The sequence below is a fragment of the Bacillus canaveralius genome (genome assembly GCF_002860125.1).
GTDB classification, from domain to species: domain Bacteria; phylum Bacillota; class Bacilli; order Bacillales; family Cytobacillaceae; genus Bacillus_BJ; species Bacillus_BJ canaveralius.
Genome location: NZ_PGVA01000031.1, coordinates 26993 through 46903, shown reverse-complemented (window position 1 = coordinate 46903; position 19911 = coordinate 26993). Strand labels below are relative to the sequence as shown.

Here is a 19911-nt window from a genome sequence, read left to right as displayed (position 1 = left end):
GCTACGCCATTATCTGGATGAGAAGGGAAATAATTCTCCTACAAACATTTTACTCATACAGAGGCTTGACCGGAAAACGGACAATTTTAATGTCCTCAATCGAAAATGTTTGGCATAACACCATGTATTATGTATTAAAATAAATCAAGAGAACAAATCGTCTAAATGATTGTTCCCCTCCTAAATCTATTATATGTCCTCATCTAACCCGTATCCTCTCCCCCACCCGAATCAGATTAGGATTCCTAATATGATTCAACCTTACCAACTCTCCCACCGATGTCCCAAACTGCACTGCAAGTTCACTCAGTGTATCCCCTGCTCTTACCGTATACATCTCTACAACAGGTGTGGCAATTCCATCCGGTTTCTGAGCCAAGTTGAACGATCGTGCAAGTCCATTCACATGTCCCCGTGCTATTCTCTCAATAAATGAAGCTTGTTTTAGGCTGGTTGCATCTGCCTCATTGTCGATAAAACCGTTCTCTGTCAGCAGCGCCGGCATTGCCGATTCCCGCAGCATATGGAGATTGGCTTGTTTTTTGCCGCGGTCACGGAAACCTGTCGCCGATACTACTTCATTATGGATGATATTATGATAGGTCGTTGTCGGGGCACCTGTTCCGGGATAGATATAATCTTCATATCCTGTTCCACCACCAGCGTTCACATGAATCGAGAGCAAAAAATCCGCGCCCCAGTTATTTGCCAATGCTGTCCGTTCAGAAAGAGACAAATTTTGGTCACCGGTGCGACTCATTTTGATCTCTGTATTTTCGTATTCAGACAGAAGAATATCCTGGACTCTTAAGGCAATTTGCAAATTAATCTGTTTCTCTTCAATGTCGTTTGCACTAGCACCAGAATCCCTTCCTCCATGCCCCGGGTCTATAAAAAATTTAACCATATGTTTCATCTCCTTTACTTTATATATATGGATGACTTTTAAATATGGCTTGTTTATCGTGATAATTAGACGATGACAAAAATTACATAAGAGATTTTGAGAATACTGCGGGCGCAAGCCTAGATAAGCTATGAAGAGCAACATTCCCCCGCACGCTGCTCCAATCATTCTCTCCAAAATTGCGGACGTCAGCTAGACACTGTAAAATTTGCGGCTTGTCTATCTGACTTTAAAAACATTATAATAGGATTGAAAGCGTGAGCGGGCAACTGCTTAAAAATAGATTTGCAGGTGAGGATTTATGCTTGATGGTTGGTTCTTATGGTTTATTTTATTTTGGATTTTTATATTGATCGGTTCTTTTGCCATTGGCGGATTTTTTATGTTCCGCAAATTCCTGAAGAAACTGCCGAAGGAAGATGGCAAATCGGATATGGATTGGGAAGAGCATTATGTGAATAAAACGAGGAAGCTCTGGAACGACAGCGAGAAGGAGCTGCTTGAGGATTTGGTAAGTCCGGTCCCGGAATTATTCAGGGATGTGGCCAGGCACAAAATCGCAGGAAAGATCGGCGAGCTGGCACTTAAGGACAATGCCAAACAAATTAGCGAAGAGCTCGTCATCCGCGGCTATATTTTAGCGACACCGAAACGTGACCATAAATTTTTAAGAAAAAAACTGGCTGAAAAACAAATTGATATTACACCATATGACCATCTGTTCCAATAAAAAAACATCAGTCTCGCTGATGTTTTTTTTATTGAAAGCGGACCGGTCTTGGCGGCCCATGCGTTTCCGTATACAGTTTTCTATAGCTTAAATACATTGCCACACGCCATGGCACGATCATTCCAAATGCGAGAATCCAGAACATCCCGCTTAGTTCCCCATAATCGATCGACGCGCTCAGCACCGTTTTTCCGATAATACGGATAATAAGCAAGCCAATCAAAATAAACACAAATGCTTTTGAACGCTGTAAATAAATTTTATTTTTCCGTACTTCAAAACGGGAGGTTTTTATTAGAAGGATTGAAAAGAGCATCCCGACGCTTAACGCTTCTACTATTTCCAAAGGGGTGACCCGAAAAAAAGGAAATAAAAACATCAAGGCTCCGGTGCTCATAAAAATTGGCGGCAGAATAATTTTTCTCGCTGTGACCGGTTTATTTGCAGCCTTTATCCGGACGAACATGACGAGAATTGCCATACCAATCGCTCCAATCGATGAAGCAATGACCATGTTCATAAATTTTCATCCTCACCTAAATTTCATTGTTGTCTGAATCATTATAACTTAAAAGAAGCTTGTCTAAAAGGCATTTTCGCTTGAGGTTGTTTGTGGATACGCTGATTTCGCGATATATTATGATTTTCGTGGATAAATCGTTCCTCCACAGGTTGTTTAAACTTTTAAAAAAGGCTGGCGCAATGGAAGAATGATTCCGATGCTGCCAGCCTTTTATTGCATTTAAACAATCAACTTAACACTCTGTTAACAGCATCTATCACACGGGCTTCATCAAATGGTTTGACTATAAAGTCTTTGGCGCCTTCCTCGATCGCTTCGACGATGATTTTCTGCTGACCCATCGATGAACACATAATGACTTTTGCCTGGGGAAATTCATTTTTAATAACCCTTACAGCTTCAAGTCCGCTCATTTCAGGCATTGTTATATCCATTGTGACTAAATCAGGTTGGAATTCACGATATAAACTGACCGCTTCCTTACCGGTTCCGCACTCTCCGACGATTTCGTGGTCTGCCTTGGTTAAAATATGGGACAGGGTCACTCTCATGAATTTTGCATCATCTACAATTAATATTTTTGCCAACTCTGCTTCCTCCTTGATACGCACAACGGATGAAAAGTCTATTGAATTGTTCGCTAAAATCATGAAAAATATATTAATCCGTTTCAAATGAACACTGCTTCAAATATATCGAAACCTGATCTAAATTTCAATTGAAAGAATCCGACAAATTTCGTAGTTCTTATGGAGTCAACGAATTTAGAAGGGATAAATGCAGGAGGACACTGTTCATCAAAAACCAGTAAAGCCGCCAAACAAGCCAGAAAAAATCGCAATAATTTTTGTCATCCAGTTAAAATACAGAACGACACCCATAACGATCATGATGTAGCCGCCGATTTTCATGATCTTAACACTGTTTCGCTTAATCCATTGCATTCTGCCGACAAAAAATGATAATACGAAAAACGGAACAGCAAAACCAAGAATATATGCAATCATATAAATCATTGATGAGGAAGGATTCGTTGAAGACAATGAAAAAACGGCGCCTAAAATTGGGCCTGTACAGGGAGTCCATCCGGCAGCAAATGCAACACCGATTAAAGCTGAACCTAAATAACCGGGAGGCCGGTTTTTAAATTCAAATCTTCTTTCCTTCATCAGAAATTCGGGCTTGATGATACCGACAATAATCAAGCCAAACAATACGATAAGAATCGCACCAATTTGGCGGATTAAATCCTGATATTCTTTGAAAATAGTTCCGATTAGTGAGGCACTAAAGCCTAGTGCTATAAAAATACTGGAAAATCCGATGAGAAAGAACAACGTATGAAGCATGCTCCGCTTTTGTAGCTTGGCGGTGTCACTCTTCAAATCCCCAACGGACATTCCGGTTATGTATGAGAGAAAGGCCGGGTACAGTGGCAAACAGCAAGGTGAGATGAAACTTAAAAAACCTGCACCAAGCGCCAGAAAAATATTTACGTCGGTCATAACAACAACTCCGTTTTAAATCGATTCGTATTCATTCTAACAAATCTTTTCTTTAAATGATAATGACAAGATGTGAACAATTTTTGAATAGACCCTATCTTTTTTGCTATGTCTGTAACATTGATAACAAAGACGGCAGTTAACAACGAAAGATTTATGGCAGTAAAATCACTTTTTTTCCACGGTAAAAATTGTTAATTAAATTACTTGAAATATCTTGGTTTTTCTTTTGAATTAATGACCTTAATCCGCTATACTGTTAAAAGACTTAAACATTTATTGCTATTATCTTTCATCATTATACATATCTCTCTCACCAATTCTTCCATTTTTCATGAAAGGAGTATCAGCCGTGTCGAAACAAAATTTGCTTTCCCTAATTGAACAAAAGCGTGCTGAACTCATTCAAATCGCGAGCAAAACAGGATTGAATTCGACAGCAGCAATCCGCCACAGCCAGGAGCTTGACCATCTTCTCAATGAGTATAGCCGTTCCTTTATAAAGAAAATGCAAACCTATTAGGTTTTAGAACCATCTCCTTGATTCCACAGTCATTCACCAAGTTCTCAGCTATTCCCAATAAAAAAAGGGAGCCGGAATTTTTCATCCGCCTGCTCCCTTTTTTATTGGTGTCTAGCTGACCACATCCTCGAGGCGCTCCGCTGAACCATTTTGCAATAGATACATTTTGTGGTAAAGGCCGCGCTTTGCGAGGAGTTCTTGATGGGTCCCCTGTTCAACAATTTCCCCCTGGTGCATGACAAGAATCAATTCAGCATCCTGGATTGTTGAAAGTCTGTGGGCGATCGCAATCGTTGTTCGGCCTTTTCTCATTTTTGAAAGAGCAGTTTGAATCGCTTCTTCTGTTTCTGTATCGATATTGGCCGTCGCCTCGTCGAGAACGAGAATTTTTGGATTGGCAGCAATCGTTCTGGCAAAAGCAAGCAGCTGCCTTTGTCCGCTTGAGAACGTCGCTCCCCTTTCGACCACTTTATGGTCATACTTGTCTTCCAGCTTTTCAATAAATGTATGGGCTTGAACAAATCGGGCCGCTTCGACCACTTCCTCTTCTGGTAGGTCCGCGTTGTGCAAGCGAATATTATCTTTTATCGTTCCATAAAACATAAAAGGATCCTGCAAAACGAGCCCCATCTTATCACGCAGTTCCTCGATTGAAAACGACTTGATTGTTTTTCCATCAATCAGGATTTCGCCTCGTTCAAATTCATAAAACCTCATCAGTAGATTAATGATCGAGCTTTTCCCGCTTCCCGTATGGCCAACAAGTGCAACGGTTTCACCCGGGTTAGCGGTAAAGGAAATATTTTTCAGTACATCCCTCCTGCCATCATATGAAAAACTGACATTTTTAAACTCAATTTTCCCAGCTGATACTTTATGATTTTCAATACCTGCTTGTGCCGGCGCAACTTCCTGTTCATCAAGCAGCTTAAAAACCCTCGACCCGGCAACAATCGCTTGCTGGTATAATGACAGGCGCATCATCATCTGGTTAACAGGCTCAAAGAACCGGTCCAGATAACTGATAAACGCATAGAGGACACCGATTTCTATCGTATTGTTTAACGAAGTAACGCCAAAATAGCTCAATACAAGGATCAAGGCAAAGACATAGACCAAATCAATCGCAGGCCGCAGCAGTAAACCGTCGACCTTGATGTTGCGCATCCCGGACACATAATGTTTCTCATTAATGTCACCAAATTCAGCGCGCAGCCTTTTTTCCTGGCGAAACATTTGAATGATCCCCATTCCCTGCAGTGATTCACTAAGTTTGGCATTTAGCTGGCTCAGCCTTTCGCGCATATCCTGGTAAAAAAGGGAGCAGTATTTCCGGTATGACTTGATGATCATTAAAATGATCGGAAGAATCAATAAACAAAACGCTGCTAATTGGACGTTCAGAATAAACATCGCCACAAAGATTCCAGCGAGCAGAAAAAAGCCCTGAATAAATGTTACTAGTACGGTCACAAACATCTCTTTAATCGCTTCCGTATCATTGGTCACCCGCGAGACAATACTTCCGACTGGCGTTTTATCAAAGTACTTCAAGCCGAGAGCCTGCACTTTTGAAAAAACATCGATCCGGAGCTGCTGGATAATCTTTAATGCGATTTTTTGAAATGTTAACAGTTGAAAATAGGAAACAAGAACATTGGCAACCTGAATGCCAATATAAGCAGAAGCGAGACCAACAAGGGCACTTCTCATCAAATTTCCCGGTGTTAAATAATCATCAATAAAGATTTTTACTAAAATCGGGCCCAATATAGCCCCTACCGTTGTTAAAATAAGCAATCCGAAGGCAAGGCTGATTGTTTTCATATGCGGTTTTGTATAGGAAAGGAGGCGGAACAGCACGTGCCTCTGCTCTTTCCCGCTTAGGGTCGTTATTTTCTCCATTCGTTATCCTCCATGCTCGACAAGTTCTTCCAGCTGCTGGCGCAAATACATTTCCTTATACCAGCCTTCTTGGGGCATTAATTCTTCATGGGTGCCTCTCTGGATGATTTGCCCTTCGTCCAAAACAATAATCAGATTGGCATGTTGAATCGCACTGAGCCGGTGCGCAGTAATGATCGTTGTTTTACCGTGCCTGTTTTGTTTTAGAGAGGATAAAATTGCCTCCTCTGTTTTTGCATCGACGGCTGACAGGGAGTCGTCCAGAATCAACACTTCCGGATCCATGAGCAATGCCCTGGCAATTGAAATCCGCTGTTTTTGCCCGCCTGAAAGAGAAACACCCCGCTCACCGACGACTGTTTCATATCCATCAGAAAATTGGAGAATATCTTCATGGATATGAGCCATTTTCGCCGCATTATAAATCTCTTCACGCGGTACATTCGGATTCGTGAATGCAATGTTTTCTGCAACAGTTGCAGAGAATAGAAAATGGTCCTGCGGGACGTAGCCAATTGCTTCACGTAACTTTTCAATCTTAAAGTAGCTTAACAGCTCGCCGCCAAACTTGATATGTCCATCATAGCCTTCAAACTCTCTCGTTAACAACTTTAAAAGGGTGGTTTTGCCGGCGCCGGTTTTCCCAACAATGCTAAGCGTTTCCCCCCTGTTCAGATTGAATTGAATGTCTGAAAGCATTGGTTTAGATTCACCTGGATACTGGAATGAATCAATCGCATATGTGATATTCCCAGAGGGCAGACGATCAACTGCATGTTCATCATCCACAATATCGACCGTTTCACGTAACAGCGCGGCAATGCGGTCATAGGAAGCCCGGCCCCGCTCGACAATATTAAAAAGCCAACCAAAGGCAAGCATCGGCCAAATGAGCAGCCCGAGATATGTCGTAAAAGAAATCAGCTGTCCGATCGTCAGTTCTCCATTAAGGACATATCTTGCCCCAAAGGCAATCGACATGAAAAAGGAGATTCCCACGATAATGCTGATCGTCGGATCGAATAAAGAATCTATTTTCGCCACAGCAATATTTTTTTGCACCACATCTTCAGACTGTTTCCGGAAATCCTCAATATCTTCTTGTTCCTGCCCAAACGTTTTTATCACTTTAATCCCGGATATACTTTCCTGCGTTTTATCATTTAACGAAGAAAAAGCTTCCTGGGCTTTGTGAAATTCCTTGTGTAAAAGGGTTCCGTACCAGCTGGTCAGCATCGCCATTAAAGGCATTGGAATTAGCGCGATAAGCGTAAGTTTCCAGCTGATCGTCGCCGCCATCGCAATAATCACAAAGCCGCCTGTTGCGAGCGAGTCGACAAGTGTCAGCACACCGGCACCGGCTGTCTGTTGCACAGCTTGCAAGTCATTGGTCGCGTGTGCCATCAAGTCCCCTGTTCTGCGCCGCTGGTAAAAGGATTGCGACATATTTGTAAAATGGTGATAAAGCCGATTCCTTAGCAAGCGTGATAGCTTGACAGCCGAACCAAAAATCATTATTCGCCAATAATAACGCAAGATATACATCATCATCGCGGCAACAATTAAGATACCGATCCACTGGAGAAGAATGCGCCCTGATAATGTTCCGTTCTCGATATGATCAACGACGATTCCAATTACCTTGGGTGGCACCAGCTGAAGAAACGCAACGAATAGTAATAGAATAATTCCGGAAATATATGATTTTTTCTCTTCCTTAAAAAACCACATTAAATCATGAAATACTTTCATGGTGCCTCCCCAGAGCTTGAGCCAAATTATAGGAAACAAAACAAATGTAAAAATAGTTTATCAAATATTCACAAAATAAGGAAGGTAAATGTATTTGGTTGCGGCAACTGCGCAGTTGGTGCTGCTTCGTCTGATTTAATTTGGTTCGAGGCCATAAGAAAAGCACTCTCCCTGAGTGCTTGTCCTTGATTATTTTGTTTGTTTATTCATGGCAGACATCATCTGGTTGATTTTCTTTTGGGATGGCTTCATGCCCATTTGCATCATCATCATTTTTAACATTTGTTCATTGATTGGCGGATTTTTCTTTAAATAGCTCATCATATATTTACGAGCAATGAAAAATCCTAGCGCTACACCAGCCAATAGAGCCAGTATACCAACTAGAATAAGATCCCACATAGCTTAACTTCCTCCTTCGTGTTGTCTACCATACAGTGTACTAGACCACACGTTATTATACAATATTTGCGCTGTGTTTTCCTCGTTTTATACAAAATTTCTTTCTTTAATCGGTTTCAGCCATCCATACCGATTTTGCGAAGTATCAACCGCCAAAAAAGAGTGTTCACATTTACGAAGCACTTCGAAAAAAATCGTTTCCGAATCAAAGCTGCCGTATGACTCCACTGTCACCAGGCGGTCGTAGACGGCTAGCTTGGCAACACTTGCATTTCCTTTTTTCTCAATTAAATAGGAGTTTTGCTCAATACGGAATCCCCGGTTCTTGACGAGCTGCTGATGGATAAGCTGATGAAGCTTGATTGCAGGAATCTTTTTCGTAATATAATCGATTTGCATATGCAGTATCGACCGCAGTTGGCCATGTGATTGCTCATAATCCTTAAAAAGTTCATAGAACATTCGTTCTCTTCCGTAATAATGACAGGCGAATTCATCTTCAATTAAATAAAGGCTATAATTCCGCATTGCTGCCCTCCTCAAGGACAAACTTTTTCTTTCATTATAATGAATAAAAAAGGGGCTGTTTGTCTGAAGATGTTAAAAAATAGCGATTTTTTTGTCGAATTCGGAAATTGTGATTAATTTAACTATATCTTATGGGTTTGTTGTTAGGAAAGGGGGGAAATTATTTTCCATCATTGATTAAATAAGAGTTGAATGCAGCAAGCATAAGGATGTTAGTAGAGAATTTCGGATATTTCGACTAATTAAAAGCCAAATATTAATGTCTTATACCCTTAAATTGAACCCCATCAGCATTTTTTCTTTCCATATCGGGTTCCAATGTTGTCGCTTATCATGGCTTGACCATTTTCGTTTGGCATTGTTGTACACCGGTCATTACTTTTTTCGTCTCGATTAATGGAGATTCTTCCATCAAGTGATTATGGATTCTGTATTTTTTTAATAAACTGTCCTTTGAAATAAATAAATACAACGGATCAGGCCTTTTACTACCCCTGGGAATTTCCGACTTTGAAAGGAGATAAATTGGGTAGAGTGCCAGTTGTTTTATCCATTTATACGGGCGACTCGAAATTGCATGAGGCTCAAATCCTAATCGTTCGCACCCTTTGTTTATCATTGTAATGCCGATGATTCCTTTAATTTCTCGGTTATTTTTATGCTGATGAACATATAGCGCAAGATAAGGCAGCGACTCTTTTACTTTTTTATACAGGATCACCGCCTTTTTAACATCATTCTCAATATGTTGCAGCTCTTTTAATAAACGAACGTTGTATAAATGTATCTTTATTAGAACATCATTTTTCTTTATCTTTGTTCCATCCGCCAAAACGACTTCACGACCTTTATAGCGAGTTAGCCTTACCCGAAATATGGCGGCTTTTTCTTCCGTTCGGTCAAGATAATTTAAGCGAGAAAGGAAAAAGTACACCGGATCAATTATACTCCATGCCAATAGAAAGTAATGTCTCAGCCTCATTGTCATTCTCCTTGCAAATATGTTACATAGTTCTTTAATAACTGTTTTATTTTGACTAAGTCGATGAGTAAATATAGGTGGAAATTGTAGGTTGTGTTGAAATAAAAGGTAAATTAATGTTATTGTTCCAGGGAGAAGGAAGCATTTTGTCAACGATGAATTGAATCACTCTTACCTGATCTGTAGTCTAATTGTAAGAGGATCGTATTTTTAAATTCACAAGAAAAAGGCATTTCTGAGGTTAATGTTCTGTTCATTATAGGTGAAAGCAATCAGGTTTCAACAGAAATGCAAAAGAGCAGGATATCCAAATTCCTGCTTTATGCTTTCAACATATGTCTGAACCCGTATAACAACAACGGGCCACTTCTTTCGTTTGTTTCTTGTCTATTACATGCTTTTGTCTAAATAACGTATATCGGCATATCCTTTTTTACGGCGGTAGTATATTATCATTATGGCCGCAAAGATTAAAACGACAGAAATGACTTGTGCCATCCGTAAATAATCTGTAAGCATTAAACTATCTGTTCTCATTCCCTCGATAAAGAAACGGCCGAATGAATAGTAAATGATGTATGTTAAAAACAATTCACCACGCCTTAAATTTGTCCTGCGGAGGGACATCAACACAATAAATCCAGCAAAATTCCAAAGAGACTCGTATAAAAAAGTCGGATGAAAATAAGTCCCTTTAATATACATTTGGTTAATGATAAAATCGGGCAAATACATACTTTCGAGAAATTCCCGCGAGACGGGTCCTCCATGAGCTTCTTGATTGATAAAATTTCCCCAGCGTCCGATTGCTTGACCGAGAATCAGACTTGGTGCCAAAATATCGGCAAGTTTCCAGAAGGAAATATCCCGTAGCTTCGAAAACACGAATATCGTCAACACTGCACCGATTAGTACACCGTGCATGGCCAACCCACCCTCCCGGATAGCGATTATTTTGCCGGGATTTTCGACATAATAATCCCATTTAAATATCACATAGTAAACGCGGGCAACGATGATCGAAATCGGAACGGCAAAAATGACGAGGTCAGCTAAGGTTTCTTTTGGTAAATCTCGTCGTTCGCTCTCACGCATGGCGAGCCACAGGCCGAGAAGAACACCGGAAATGATAATAACACCGTACCAGTAAAGTTGGATAAAACCGAGATCGATTGCAACCCTATCAATCGATTCAATCGTTACTTCCATATTCTCACCCTTTTTTTTACAATTTTGGTCATTTCAAATCGTTTTTGTAGTTGAAATTAGGGTTAAACGGCATTCATGGCTTGTCTGACATTTAACATCCTGGTTTATACTGAAGCATACACATCTGTTTCACAAAAGACATTCATGCCTGCCCGGTCGAACACAGATGATAAAGTTTCTAATTATAATATCAGCTAGATAATTTGTTTGGCCTCCTTAAACTTTTTATCCCATCGGTACTTGGGGAATGACTTTTCCTTCAATACGTTCAAAAATGTCACTTAAGTCACGCCCTGTAATGGTTAAACCATGATTTCTAAGACCAATGATCGTCCTTGAAGCATCATCGGCATTTCGTACCAGGTCGGCTACAGTTTCTGCCAGTTGTATCGTACCACAAGGATAATTCATGTCAGTGGCTTTTACCCCATCCATCCATGCATGAATATGAACAATAGCCCCCACTTTTGGATGTTCTTTATAAATCATCCAATGTTCAATGGCATCAACTGATGCTCTTTTTGGAGAAATAGAAGGTGGAACACTGATTTCCATCGCATTTTTCTTCGGATTAAATCCTTTAATATATAAAATATCTTGTCCTATTACGCGCATATTCGCTTTATTGACACCACTTGCGCTCATCCAAAATCCCCTGTCATCGTGACGACTGCTAAGATTACCATAGCTTAGACCGCCAATCCCATATAATTTTTTTAACTGACGCATATCACGATATGATAAATATTTTTCAAGTGGAAATGGTGCAGGCAATAAATTCATTTCATCTAATTTTTTTCCTGATATGTACATGGTTTGTGTGACTTCGTTGCCATTCCATAAATTGTAATCCAGATCCTCTGCAAACTCATTGTCAATGACTAATTGAGCTGATGCCACCGGCTCCAATCTTTCATAAATCTTTTGGAAAAAGTCTTCCGCGTTATTTTGGTAACTTAATTTGTAAAATCCTTGTTCAGGAGTAATAAAATAAACATCTATTTTTTCCTTAGTGTTTATGATAAACATTAAATGATTGGCTAATGACCTGATTAGATATGGATAAGCTGCTTCAAATATATTCTCAGGTTCTTCATTTTCCTCAAGTATTGATATGACAAAAGTTGCCTGTGCTTTTCGACGAAATGGACGTGGTTTTTCTTGATCGATTACATTAAACACAATCCTAAGATCATCCACTGTTTCTTTACAATATGTATATCCTTCATTCGAAAAGTTTTCTCTTAATCCTTCCGTAAACCATGTGAGGAAAGGAGTTTTTTTGGTACCTGTTATCGCAAAGTTATTCATATTGTCTTCCTCCAAATTTCTATTAAGATCATCATCGTTTACGGTTCAAAAACTACTTTGATTGCTGCAGTATTTTTCTTATTTGATGCAGTACTAAGAGCATTTTGGTATTCTTCTAATGGAAATCTGTGAGTGACCAATGGTGATAGATCCAATTTTCCGACATTCAGTAGCTGAATGGCTATATCAAACGTTCGTTTTCTTTTCCCTTGAAATACTTCTGTGCTATAAGCGAAGCTTCCTTTGACATTTAACTCATTAAGCCACACTGTGGTCCAATCAATTCCGTCCATGATCCCGGCAAGACCTAACAGCACAATTTTCCCACCATTTTTTGCAAACCGCAGTGCATCATTGATACTCTGTTTTTTCCCAACACATTCAAATACAATATCCGCACCTCCCTGTATTACTTCAGGTCCAAAAAGCGGCTTTAATACTTGTCCTTTAATAGATTTTGTTAGGTCCCCAACGTAAGTTTGCTTTCGCAAGAAGATTATTTTGTTTGCACCGTATTTGGATGCCAACTCGCCTTGAAAATTATGCTTCACCAAAGCAACAATATTACACGGGATTTCCAGTGCTCGAATAGCAGCAATAACGCAGAGCCCAATCACCCCTCCTCCTATAACCAAGACGGTGTCGCTTTTACCAGGTCGATTCCTTAAAATACTATGTAAAGCGCAGCTAAAAGGCTCTATCATCACTCCGTTTAAATCATCTACGGTTGCAGGGAGCTTAAAAGCTTGACTCTTGTGAGCCACAATATATGAACCCCATCCCCCACCTGTGTCATGACAGGTGCCTATTAACAGTCCCGGGGATAAATTTCCTTCAGTTTTATAGACACACAAACTAAAATTTCCTTTAAGGCAAGCGGGACAAGGAGGGGCTATTCCTCGTGACACACACGACAAGATTGGATCTATTACTACTCGATCTCCCCTGTTTAAACCAGTAACTTGTGAACCCGCTGCCACAATTGTTCCTACAATTTCATGCCCAATCGTAAAAGGAAACGAAACAAATGGTGAGGTAGCAGGACTATCCCTTAAAGAAATAAGATTAAGATCACTGCCGCAAATACCGCCATATTTCACCTTTACTTTAACCCAATGTTCATTGGGAAGCCCCGGCTCCGATTGTTCAAGAAATTGTAAACAGGATAGCCGGGAATCCCAATAAACAGACGGAAATAACTTTCCCGTTATTTTACTGAAGATGTAGCGAGGGACTTTATAATCGAATTGCAAAGCTTTCAACACTAATCACCTAGTTTCTTCAAACGTTATAGACAATAATTTTTCCATATCGGTATCTGGCTATTCATGTTTTTGATAAATATGGAAAGAACTTCTGAGTATTTTTGAAGGAAAAAAAGAAAAATAAGTATTGGTCAAAGAAGTTTTCTCTTGGTCGGAGGTTGGACAATGAATACAGTACACAAACAGGCTTTAATGGTTTATAACGCTTTTTCCGGGAAAAAGGCAACTCACAAAGACTTTCCTTTACTAATACAAAGACTTACAGAAATGGGTTATCGAATCACGATTCAGCAGCCAGCAGAGTTCGAAGATGTGGTTAAAGCTATTAAAAATGCATGCCAAAGCAGATGGGATGCGATTTTTATTGCCGGAGGAGACGGCACAGTAAACCAAACAATCCAATTGTTAGCTGAAGAAGAATATAGACCAACTGTAGGAGTTTTCCCATTTGGAACGAGCAATGAGCTTGCAAAATATTTAGGGATGTCATGCCCCATGGAAGCTCTTTCAATTATTGAAAGAGGTAATACTAAACAAGTTGACATCGGAAAATTTGGAAACCGCTACTTTGCCAACATTGCAGCAGCAGGATGGTTGTCGGATATAACCTATCGAACACCTCCAACTTTCAAATCGTATTTTGGTGAATGGGCCTATTGCTATTATTTTCTTAAAACATTTTTTTTGACAAAACAGTCGGATGCAATATCCGTTGATGTTTCCTCCGACCAAGTGATTTCGGATATCTGTTTATTTTTAATTATGAATGGAAACTCCGTCGGTCCATTTGAACATCTAATTAAGAATTCAACTGAAAATGATGGTTATTTTCATCTGATTACGTGTAAAAAAACCAATCGGTTACAGCTGCTTGTTTCATTACTTGCAAAAATGCTTAACATTCCTGACAATTCATCAGTCATAAATCATACTAAAATAAAATCGGGTTGCTTTACGATACCAGAGTGCATCGCCCTCAATCTTGATGGAGAAAAAGCTTATGTGAAAAGCCTGCATTTTAAAGTATTGCCCCAGCACCTTCGTGTTTTTTGCTCAACTGATAAATAAAACTCCCTATTTAAAGAATGTATTTTCACAAGTAAAGTTGGCTATAATTTTGTTAAAAACCATAGATAGGTGAGACTTTTGTTTTGTTTTATTGTTAATAAAGCTTCGGGTAATGGAAAAGCTCTTAAAGTTTGGTATCAAATAGAAAAAATGCTCAAAGAAAAAAACGTCTTTTACTGTGTTCATTTTACTCAAAAGCCAAAACACGCCACAGCATTAGTTCGAGAACTGATTCATAATGAAAAAGTGAGTGTGATGGTGGCAGTTGGTGGGGATGGGACTATCCATGAAGTGGTCAATGGATTAGTCGGCACGAATATACCTTTAGGAATTATCCCAGCTGGTTCAGGAAATGATTTTTCTAGAGGACTGGGCATTCCGCTCAAACATGATAGAGCTTTAGAACGTATATTAAGCGGAAAACCCCAAATTATCGATATTGGAAAAGTAAATTCCACATTATTTTGTACAGTTGCAGGAATAGGATTTGACGGGGAAGTAGCACGATTAGCGAATGAATCTAAATACAAAAAATTCTTTAATGTGATCCGAATGGGTCGCATTTCCTACATTATTAGTGCATTAAATGTGCTGCTTCGCTATAAACCAATGAATATGTCCTTAATCATTGATAATAAACTCCACAACATTCCAAAGGCATGGCTAATTGCCGTAGCCAATTTACCTTTTTACGCAGGAGGACTTGTGATCTGTCCAGAGGCAGAAAGTAATGATGGGTTTTTTGATGTATGTATTGTTCAAGAGATGTCCAAGTGGGAACTCCTTTGTATATTTCCATTAGTTTTTAAAGGAAAACATACCTCTTCCCCATCGATAAAGATCATTAAAGGAAAGCAGTTAGAGATTTATTCCTCCTCGGCATTGTTGGTACACGGGGATGGCGAAGTAATTGGACAAACTCCTGCCCGAATTACAATAAAACCATGCGCATTATACGTCTTGTAGAGAATACGTATAAAGAGGCTAAACCCGTGTTTCATCAAAGGCTGAAATTAGGGCTTTCTTCGCTAAAAGTTATTTATTTTTTTTCATTTTTTCCAAGGCTTCGTCATAGTCAAATTCAACTAGCGCCACGAACATTCGGTTTATTGTTTGAATAAACCCCTTAATAATCTCAATCATGATCTGTTTGAACACCCCTTTCTTTGATTTGAAGTTTATCTGTCCATATTATTGAAAATATGGAATCATTTAAAGTTGATCAAAAAAAGTATTTGCTATACAGGCTTCTTAAAATTTCTGTTTGATTCTTAACGGGTTTTAGAACGTATTATCTTCGTCTTGAGATTTTTTGATTTTATAAAACTAATGTAAATTCGAGGTGAGATATTTTGGAGCTTAAAATCATGACATATAACATTCACCATGGAAAAGGTATGGATAAGCAAATAGATCTTCACCGAACAGCCAAAGTAATTGAAAAAAGTGATGCAGATATCATTAGCCTGAACGAAGTTGATAAACACTATTCTGAGAGAAATGATTATCTAGACCAGAGTATGTGGCTTGCACAACAATTAAATATGTATCATGCTTTCAGCCCCTCTCTCACTTTGACGTCTAAACAAACAACCACAAAGAGACAGTATGGAAATGCTCTTTTGTCCCGCTTTCCGATCGTATCAGAAAAGAGTTACTTATTTAATTTCATTCCCGGGTTAATTGAAGGAAGATCATTGCTCACCGCCACTGTTGAGCACAACAAAAAGTTATTTGATATTAATGTCACGCATTTAAGTCTTAATCCCATTCTTCACAGAAAACAAATAAATTTTATTGTCAATCAGTTACATAAAAATTCTCATCCTATGATTATCATGGGTGATTGGAATATGAAGCCCGGGTCAAGAGGTTGGAGAAAAATGACTACTGAGTTCCACGATGTATGGGATCATGCGGGTAATGGAACTGGATTTACTTATCCATCTCTTCGACCAAAATTAAGATTGGACTACCTTTTCGTTAGCCCTTCTTTTCAGGTTGTTGATGCAGAAGTGATATCAAATCTACCGCATGCATCTGACCATTTGCCATTAAAAGCAACGCTTTTATTCAGTCAATAGAATGAAGAGAATATTGCCGCAATAAACGAATTCTATGGACGACTATGAAAAAATGCTCAAATAATTTTATGTGCGACAATCCATAATAAAACAAGAAATTAATGTTTTTTAGTGAGGAGATAAATGATGACATCACCCCTTTCTCAGAAAAAAAGAGTGATCCTGCTTTTGATTGACACATTAATGGGTTCGACTGTACAAGCTGCCGTAAAGAGTGGACAAGCTCCTGCTTTACAATTTTTTATTGAAAACGGCCGTTACTTTCCCGATGTTGTCAGTCCATTTCCAACTATGTCAGTCAATGTCGACAGCACATTATTAACTGGAGTGTACTGCAATAAACATAAAGTCCCAGGCTTGGTTTGGTATGATCAAAACGAAAAAAGAATTATTAATTACGGAAGTCATGTAAGGGAGCTTTTAAAACTGGGACTGACGCAATCCATGGAAGATATCCTTTATAATTTGAATAATAAGCATTTAAGCAAGCAGCATAAAACGATCCATGAAATTTTAAAAGATAAAGGAATCAAGACGGCTTCAATCAACACGCTTATATATAGGGGAAGTCAACCTAACATATTGAAAGTACCCTTTTTATTATCTTTGTTAACAGGCATGAAAAAAGAGCAAATAACTTATTCTCCAGAGTTGTTTTCGTATGGAGCTTTACACCGGTTTAATCATTTAAAAAAGAACTCTTTCTTTTGGCAAAAATATGGCTTTAATGATAACTTTTCAGCAAACCAATTGAAATATCTTATAAACGAGCATAAACTTCCGCCCTTCACGATTGCTTATTTTCCCAATTTAGATCAAAGCATACATAAGAACGGAAGAAAAGATATAAACGGTATCCATAAGATTGACCAGAATTTGCAAGAAATTTTAAATCAATATGAAACATGGAATGATGCTCTGACCGAGAACATTTGGATTATTCTTGGAGATAATGGTCAAGCATGGATCGATAAAAATCGTCATGAAGCTTTAATTGATTTAAGAAAGCTTTTAAGTTCATACAAAATAGTAAAGTTAAAAAAAGGAATTACGCCACAAGACCAAATTGTTCTTGGTGTTAACGAGAGGATGTCCTATATTTATTCTCTTAACACTGAAAAGGTACCTTTAAGTGATATAGCAAATATCCTGCAAAAAGATAACCGAATTGATGTCATTGCATTTAAAAAAGGAAACACGATAACTGTTACATCCGGAATTCATAATGGACACCTTCATTTTGAACCTGAAGGAGACTTTGTGGATCAATATGGACAATCCTGGTCTTTTGAAGGGAATAAAGAAATATTGGATCTCACCATTTCGAACAAAAAAATTGAATTTGGGGATTACCCCGATGCTTTTGCAAGGTTATATGCATCATTATTCTCACATGAAGGTGAATACATGATTGCAAGTGCGAAACCTGGCTATGAATTCATAGGTGAAGGTTCTCCTACTCATGTGGGTGGTGCAAGTCACGGAGGCTTACACAAACAAGATTCTGTTATTTCAATGATCATTGCAGGTACCGAGTCAACACCAAAGTACTTACGCACATTAGATATAAAGGATTGGCTTTTGTCGTTAATTCAATAAAGTGAACTTCGAGCAATCGGGTAATTCTAACAATCCACTGAACCTGTTATGTATTACCTTTATGTTAGTTAAACTTCAAACACTCTCAAGGACTTTTTCGTTTTTCTTCAAGGCTATTATCAAGTATATTTATTCTCTTTCTTAATAAGTTCATCATGCTCTTGTATTGAATAGGATTAATTATCAAATACTGTTAATAGCCATTTGATAAAGGAGTGAAAGAAGTGAATAAAGGTAAGGGTACTTCGATTCATTTATTTCTATTATTGTTGGTTACGGCAATTTTTATATGGTCAATGATTAAACCAACAGGCGGTTATTTGACGTGGGCAATGGAGGTGGGACCTGCCGTTGTGGGTCTAATTATCGCGATTGCGACATATAATAAATTTCGTCTCACTACCCTCTCATATATCATTATCGCAATTTTGGCAATCATCATGTTTGTCGGCGGTCATTATACTTACTCAAGAGTTCCCCTATTTAATTGGTTAAAAGACGTTTATGATTTAAAACGAAATCACTACGACCGGTTTGGACATTTAATAAAGGGTTTGATTGTGATAGTCATAAGAGAAATATTATTACGAAAAACACCGTTAACAACAGGCGCCTGGTTATTTACCATTGTGACAAGTATTTCCCTTGCACTCGCTGCCTTATATGAAATCATTGAATGGTTAGTTTCTGTGATAACAAAGGGAGGAAAAGCATCTAAAGACTTTCTGGGTAATCAGGGCGACATCTGGGATTCACAATGGGATATGTCGTTTGCCTTGATTGGTTCCATTCTTGCATTACTCCTCTTCTCAAAATTACATAACCGCCTCATGAAAAAAGAATTAAATGATTAAAACGAAACAATCAGGTGCAAAAACGACAGAAAAAAGCTTTGTAATGTACTTTTCCGCTGTGTTTTGTTGAACCAAAGATATGTCAATTCCTCCAGTAACACTTTTAAACTAGGTGAATAAATTTAGGAATGAAAAGGAGGAATGCTTATGGATCACAACAACGGTTTTCGATTAGAATACCAACAACCAAACTTTGGGCACCTGGCAGACCAAGATTATAGAGATATCAAAAGCCTATGCAAGAAATACATGAGCTATCATGTTATTGGACATAGAAGTGACGGTTCCAGTATGGACGGAATTCTCGATAGTATGGACGATGGCGGCATAACCATGTTAGTGCCAGAAGATGTTGAAGATGATGATAGACAATTTGGAGGATATGGCAGACGAAGGTACAGAAGATATCGGCGCCGCCGATATCCGTATTCATTCTTTGTTTTCCCATTTTTTGTACCGTTCCCTTATTACTACCCATACTGGTGACAAATTGTCTGAAACCCTCCTAAAGATTATGTCTTGTAATCCTATTAACATTCAAAAGCTGACACCGAATCTTTTCGTGTCAGCTTTTGAATGTTCAAGAAGATTAATTTGCAACTGAAACCAGTTGTACCTTCAAAAGAATAGAAAATTTTGCAGCAGCTTTTGAAACTTCTATTCATTTATTTTTACATTGAGCTATAAGTTTGCTGGAAGGAAAAAGGTCAAAAAAGCAAAGCTTGGAGAAATTTTTGGTGGAAGTCTAGTATAATTAAAATGAG

General features: G+C 38.7%; 20 protein-coding genes. 8 read left to right on the top strand and 12 right to left on the bottom strand.

Annotation, left to right across the window (positions count from 1 at the left end):
* Positions 1-199: 199 nt before the first annotated feature.
* On the bottom strand, positions 200-907 hold the full coding sequence (locus tag CU635_RS14240) for an N-acetylmuramoyl-L-alanine amidase (protein WP_101578040.1): 708 nt from the start codon (positions 905-907) through the stop codon (positions 200-202).
* Between the two features lie 301 nt (positions 908-1208).
* Between CU635_RS14240 and CU635_RS14235 the strand changes: the two genes are divergently transcribed.
* Positions 1209-1637 (top strand): DUF2621 domain-containing protein, encoded by a 429-nt coding sequence (locus CU635_RS14235; protein ID WP_101578039.1) that lies wholly within the window; start codon positions 1209-1211, stop codon positions 1635-1637.
* A 28-nt stretch (positions 1638-1665) separates the two neighbouring features.
* Here the strand turns inward: CU635_RS14235 and CU635_RS14230 are convergent, their stop codons facing one another.
* The 3 genes from CU635_RS14230 to CU635_RS14220 form a co-directional block, all read right to left on the bottom strand.
* Positions 1666-2157 (bottom strand): CcdC family protein, encoded by a 492-nt coding sequence (locus tag CU635_RS14230; RefSeq protein WP_101578038.1) that lies wholly within the window; start codon positions 2155-2157, stop codon positions 1666-1668.
* A gap of 230 nt (positions 2158-2387) precedes the next feature.
* Complete coding sequence (locus CU635_RS14225; RefSeq protein WP_101578037.1) at positions 2388-2747, bottom strand: response regulator; 360 nt, start codon at positions 2745-2747, stop codon at positions 2388-2390.
* Between the two features lie 210 nt (positions 2748-2957).
* Positions 2958-3665, bottom strand: a complete 708-nt coding sequence (locus CU635_RS14220) for a cytochrome c biogenesis CcdA family protein (protein WP_101578036.1) — start codon at positions 3663-3665, stop codon at positions 2958-2960.
* A gap of 334 nt (positions 3666-3999) precedes the next feature.
* Between CU635_RS14220 and CU635_RS14215 the strand changes: the two genes are divergently transcribed.
* On the top strand, positions 4000-4188 hold the full coding sequence (locus tag CU635_RS14215) for a Spo0E family sporulation regulatory protein-aspartic acid phosphatase (protein ID WP_373270875.1): 189 nt from the start codon (positions 4000-4002) through the stop codon (positions 4186-4188).
* 111 nt (positions 4189-4299) lie between these two features.
* Here CU635_RS14215 and CU635_RS14210 read toward each other — a convergent pair whose 3' ends face one another.
* From CU635_RS14210 to CU635_RS14175, 8 genes are all read right to left on the bottom strand, one after another.
* Positions 4300-6093 (bottom strand): ABC transporter ATP-binding protein, encoded by a 1794-nt coding sequence (locus CU635_RS14210; protein ID WP_101578034.1) that lies wholly within the window; start codon positions 6091-6093, stop codon positions 4300-4302.
* Positions 6094-6096: 3 nt separating this feature from the next.
* The gene (locus tag CU635_RS14205; protein WP_101578033.1) at positions 6097-7845 is read right to left on the bottom strand and encodes an ABC transporter transmembrane domain-containing protein; all 1749 of its coding nucleotides are present in this window, start codon (positions 7843-7845) and stop codon (positions 6097-6099) included.
* Positions 7846-8034: 189 nt separating this feature from the next.
* Complete coding sequence (locus CU635_RS14200; protein WP_101578032.1) at positions 8035-8247, bottom strand: YneF family protein; 213 nt, start codon at positions 8245-8247, stop codon at positions 8035-8037.
* An 87-nt stretch (positions 8248-8334) separates the two neighbouring features.
* The gene (gene sirA, locus CU635_RS14195) at positions 8335-8775 is read right to left on the bottom strand and encodes a sporulation inhibitor of replication protein SirA (RefSeq protein WP_101578031.1); all 441 of its coding nucleotides are present in this window, start codon (positions 8773-8775) and stop codon (positions 8335-8337) included.
* A gap of 331 nt (positions 8776-9106) precedes the next feature.
* Positions 9107-9757, bottom strand: coding sequence for a YkoP family protein (locus CU635_RS14190; protein WP_101578030.1), 651 nt, complete (start codon positions 9755-9757; stop codon positions 9107-9109).
* Between the two features lie 390 nt (positions 9758-10147).
* A complete protein-coding gene (lgt, locus tag CU635_RS14185) occupies positions 10148-10966 on the bottom strand; it encodes a prolipoprotein diacylglyceryl transferase (protein ID WP_101578029.1) in 819 nt (272 codons plus the stop codon).
* A 225-nt stretch (positions 10967-11191) separates the two neighbouring features.
* The gene (locus CU635_RS14180; RefSeq protein WP_101578028.1) at positions 11192-12277 is read right to left on the bottom strand and encodes a class II aldolase/adducin family protein; all 1086 of its coding nucleotides are present in this window, start codon (positions 12275-12277) and stop codon (positions 11192-11194) included.
* Between the two features lie 38 nt (positions 12278-12315).
* The gene (locus tag CU635_RS14175) at positions 12316-13539 is read right to left on the bottom strand and encodes a zinc-dependent alcohol dehydrogenase (protein WP_101578027.1); all 1224 of its coding nucleotides are present in this window, start codon (positions 13537-13539) and stop codon (positions 12316-12318) included.
* Between the two features lie 168 nt (positions 13540-13707).
* On the opposite strand from CU635_RS14175, the gene CU635_RS14170 reads away from it, so the two are divergent.
* The 6 genes from CU635_RS14170 (at position 13708) to CU635_RS14145 (ending at position 19633) form a co-directional block, all read left to right on the top strand.
* Complete coding sequence (locus CU635_RS14170; protein WP_101578026.1) at positions 13708-14610, top strand: YegS/Rv2252/BmrU family lipid kinase; 903 nt, start codon at positions 13708-13710, stop codon at positions 14608-14610.
* Positions 14611-14679: 69 nt separating this feature from the next.
* A complete protein-coding gene (locus CU635_RS14165) occupies positions 14680-15576 on the top strand; it encodes a diacylglycerol/lipid kinase family protein (RefSeq protein ID WP_308303502.1) in 897 nt (298 codons plus the stop codon).
* A gap of 386 nt (positions 15577-15962) precedes the next feature.
* Entirely contained in the window at positions 15963-16694 is a 732-nt protein-coding gene (locus CU635_RS14160; RefSeq protein ID WP_245917476.1) for an endonuclease/exonuclease/phosphatase family protein, read from the top strand.
* Between the two features lie 126 nt (positions 16695-16820).
* Positions 16821-18293: an alkaline phosphatase family protein gene (locus CU635_RS14155; RefSeq protein WP_101578024.1), complete on the top strand. Its 1473-nt coding sequence runs from the start codon at positions 16821-16823 to the stop codon at positions 18291-18293.
* Between the two features lie 215 nt (positions 18294-18508).
* Positions 18509-19147, top strand: coding sequence for a DUF2238 domain-containing protein (locus CU635_RS14150; RefSeq protein WP_245917475.1), 639 nt, complete (start codon positions 18509-18511; stop codon positions 19145-19147).
* Between the two features lie 147 nt (positions 19148-19294).
* Positions 19295-19633 carry a hypothetical protein gene (locus CU635_RS14145; RefSeq protein WP_245917474.1) on the top strand — a complete coding sequence of 113 codons (339 nt, stop codon included), beginning with the start codon at positions 19295-19297 and terminating at the stop codon, positions 19631-19633.
* The last annotated feature ends 278 nt before the right edge of the window (positions 19634-19911 follow it).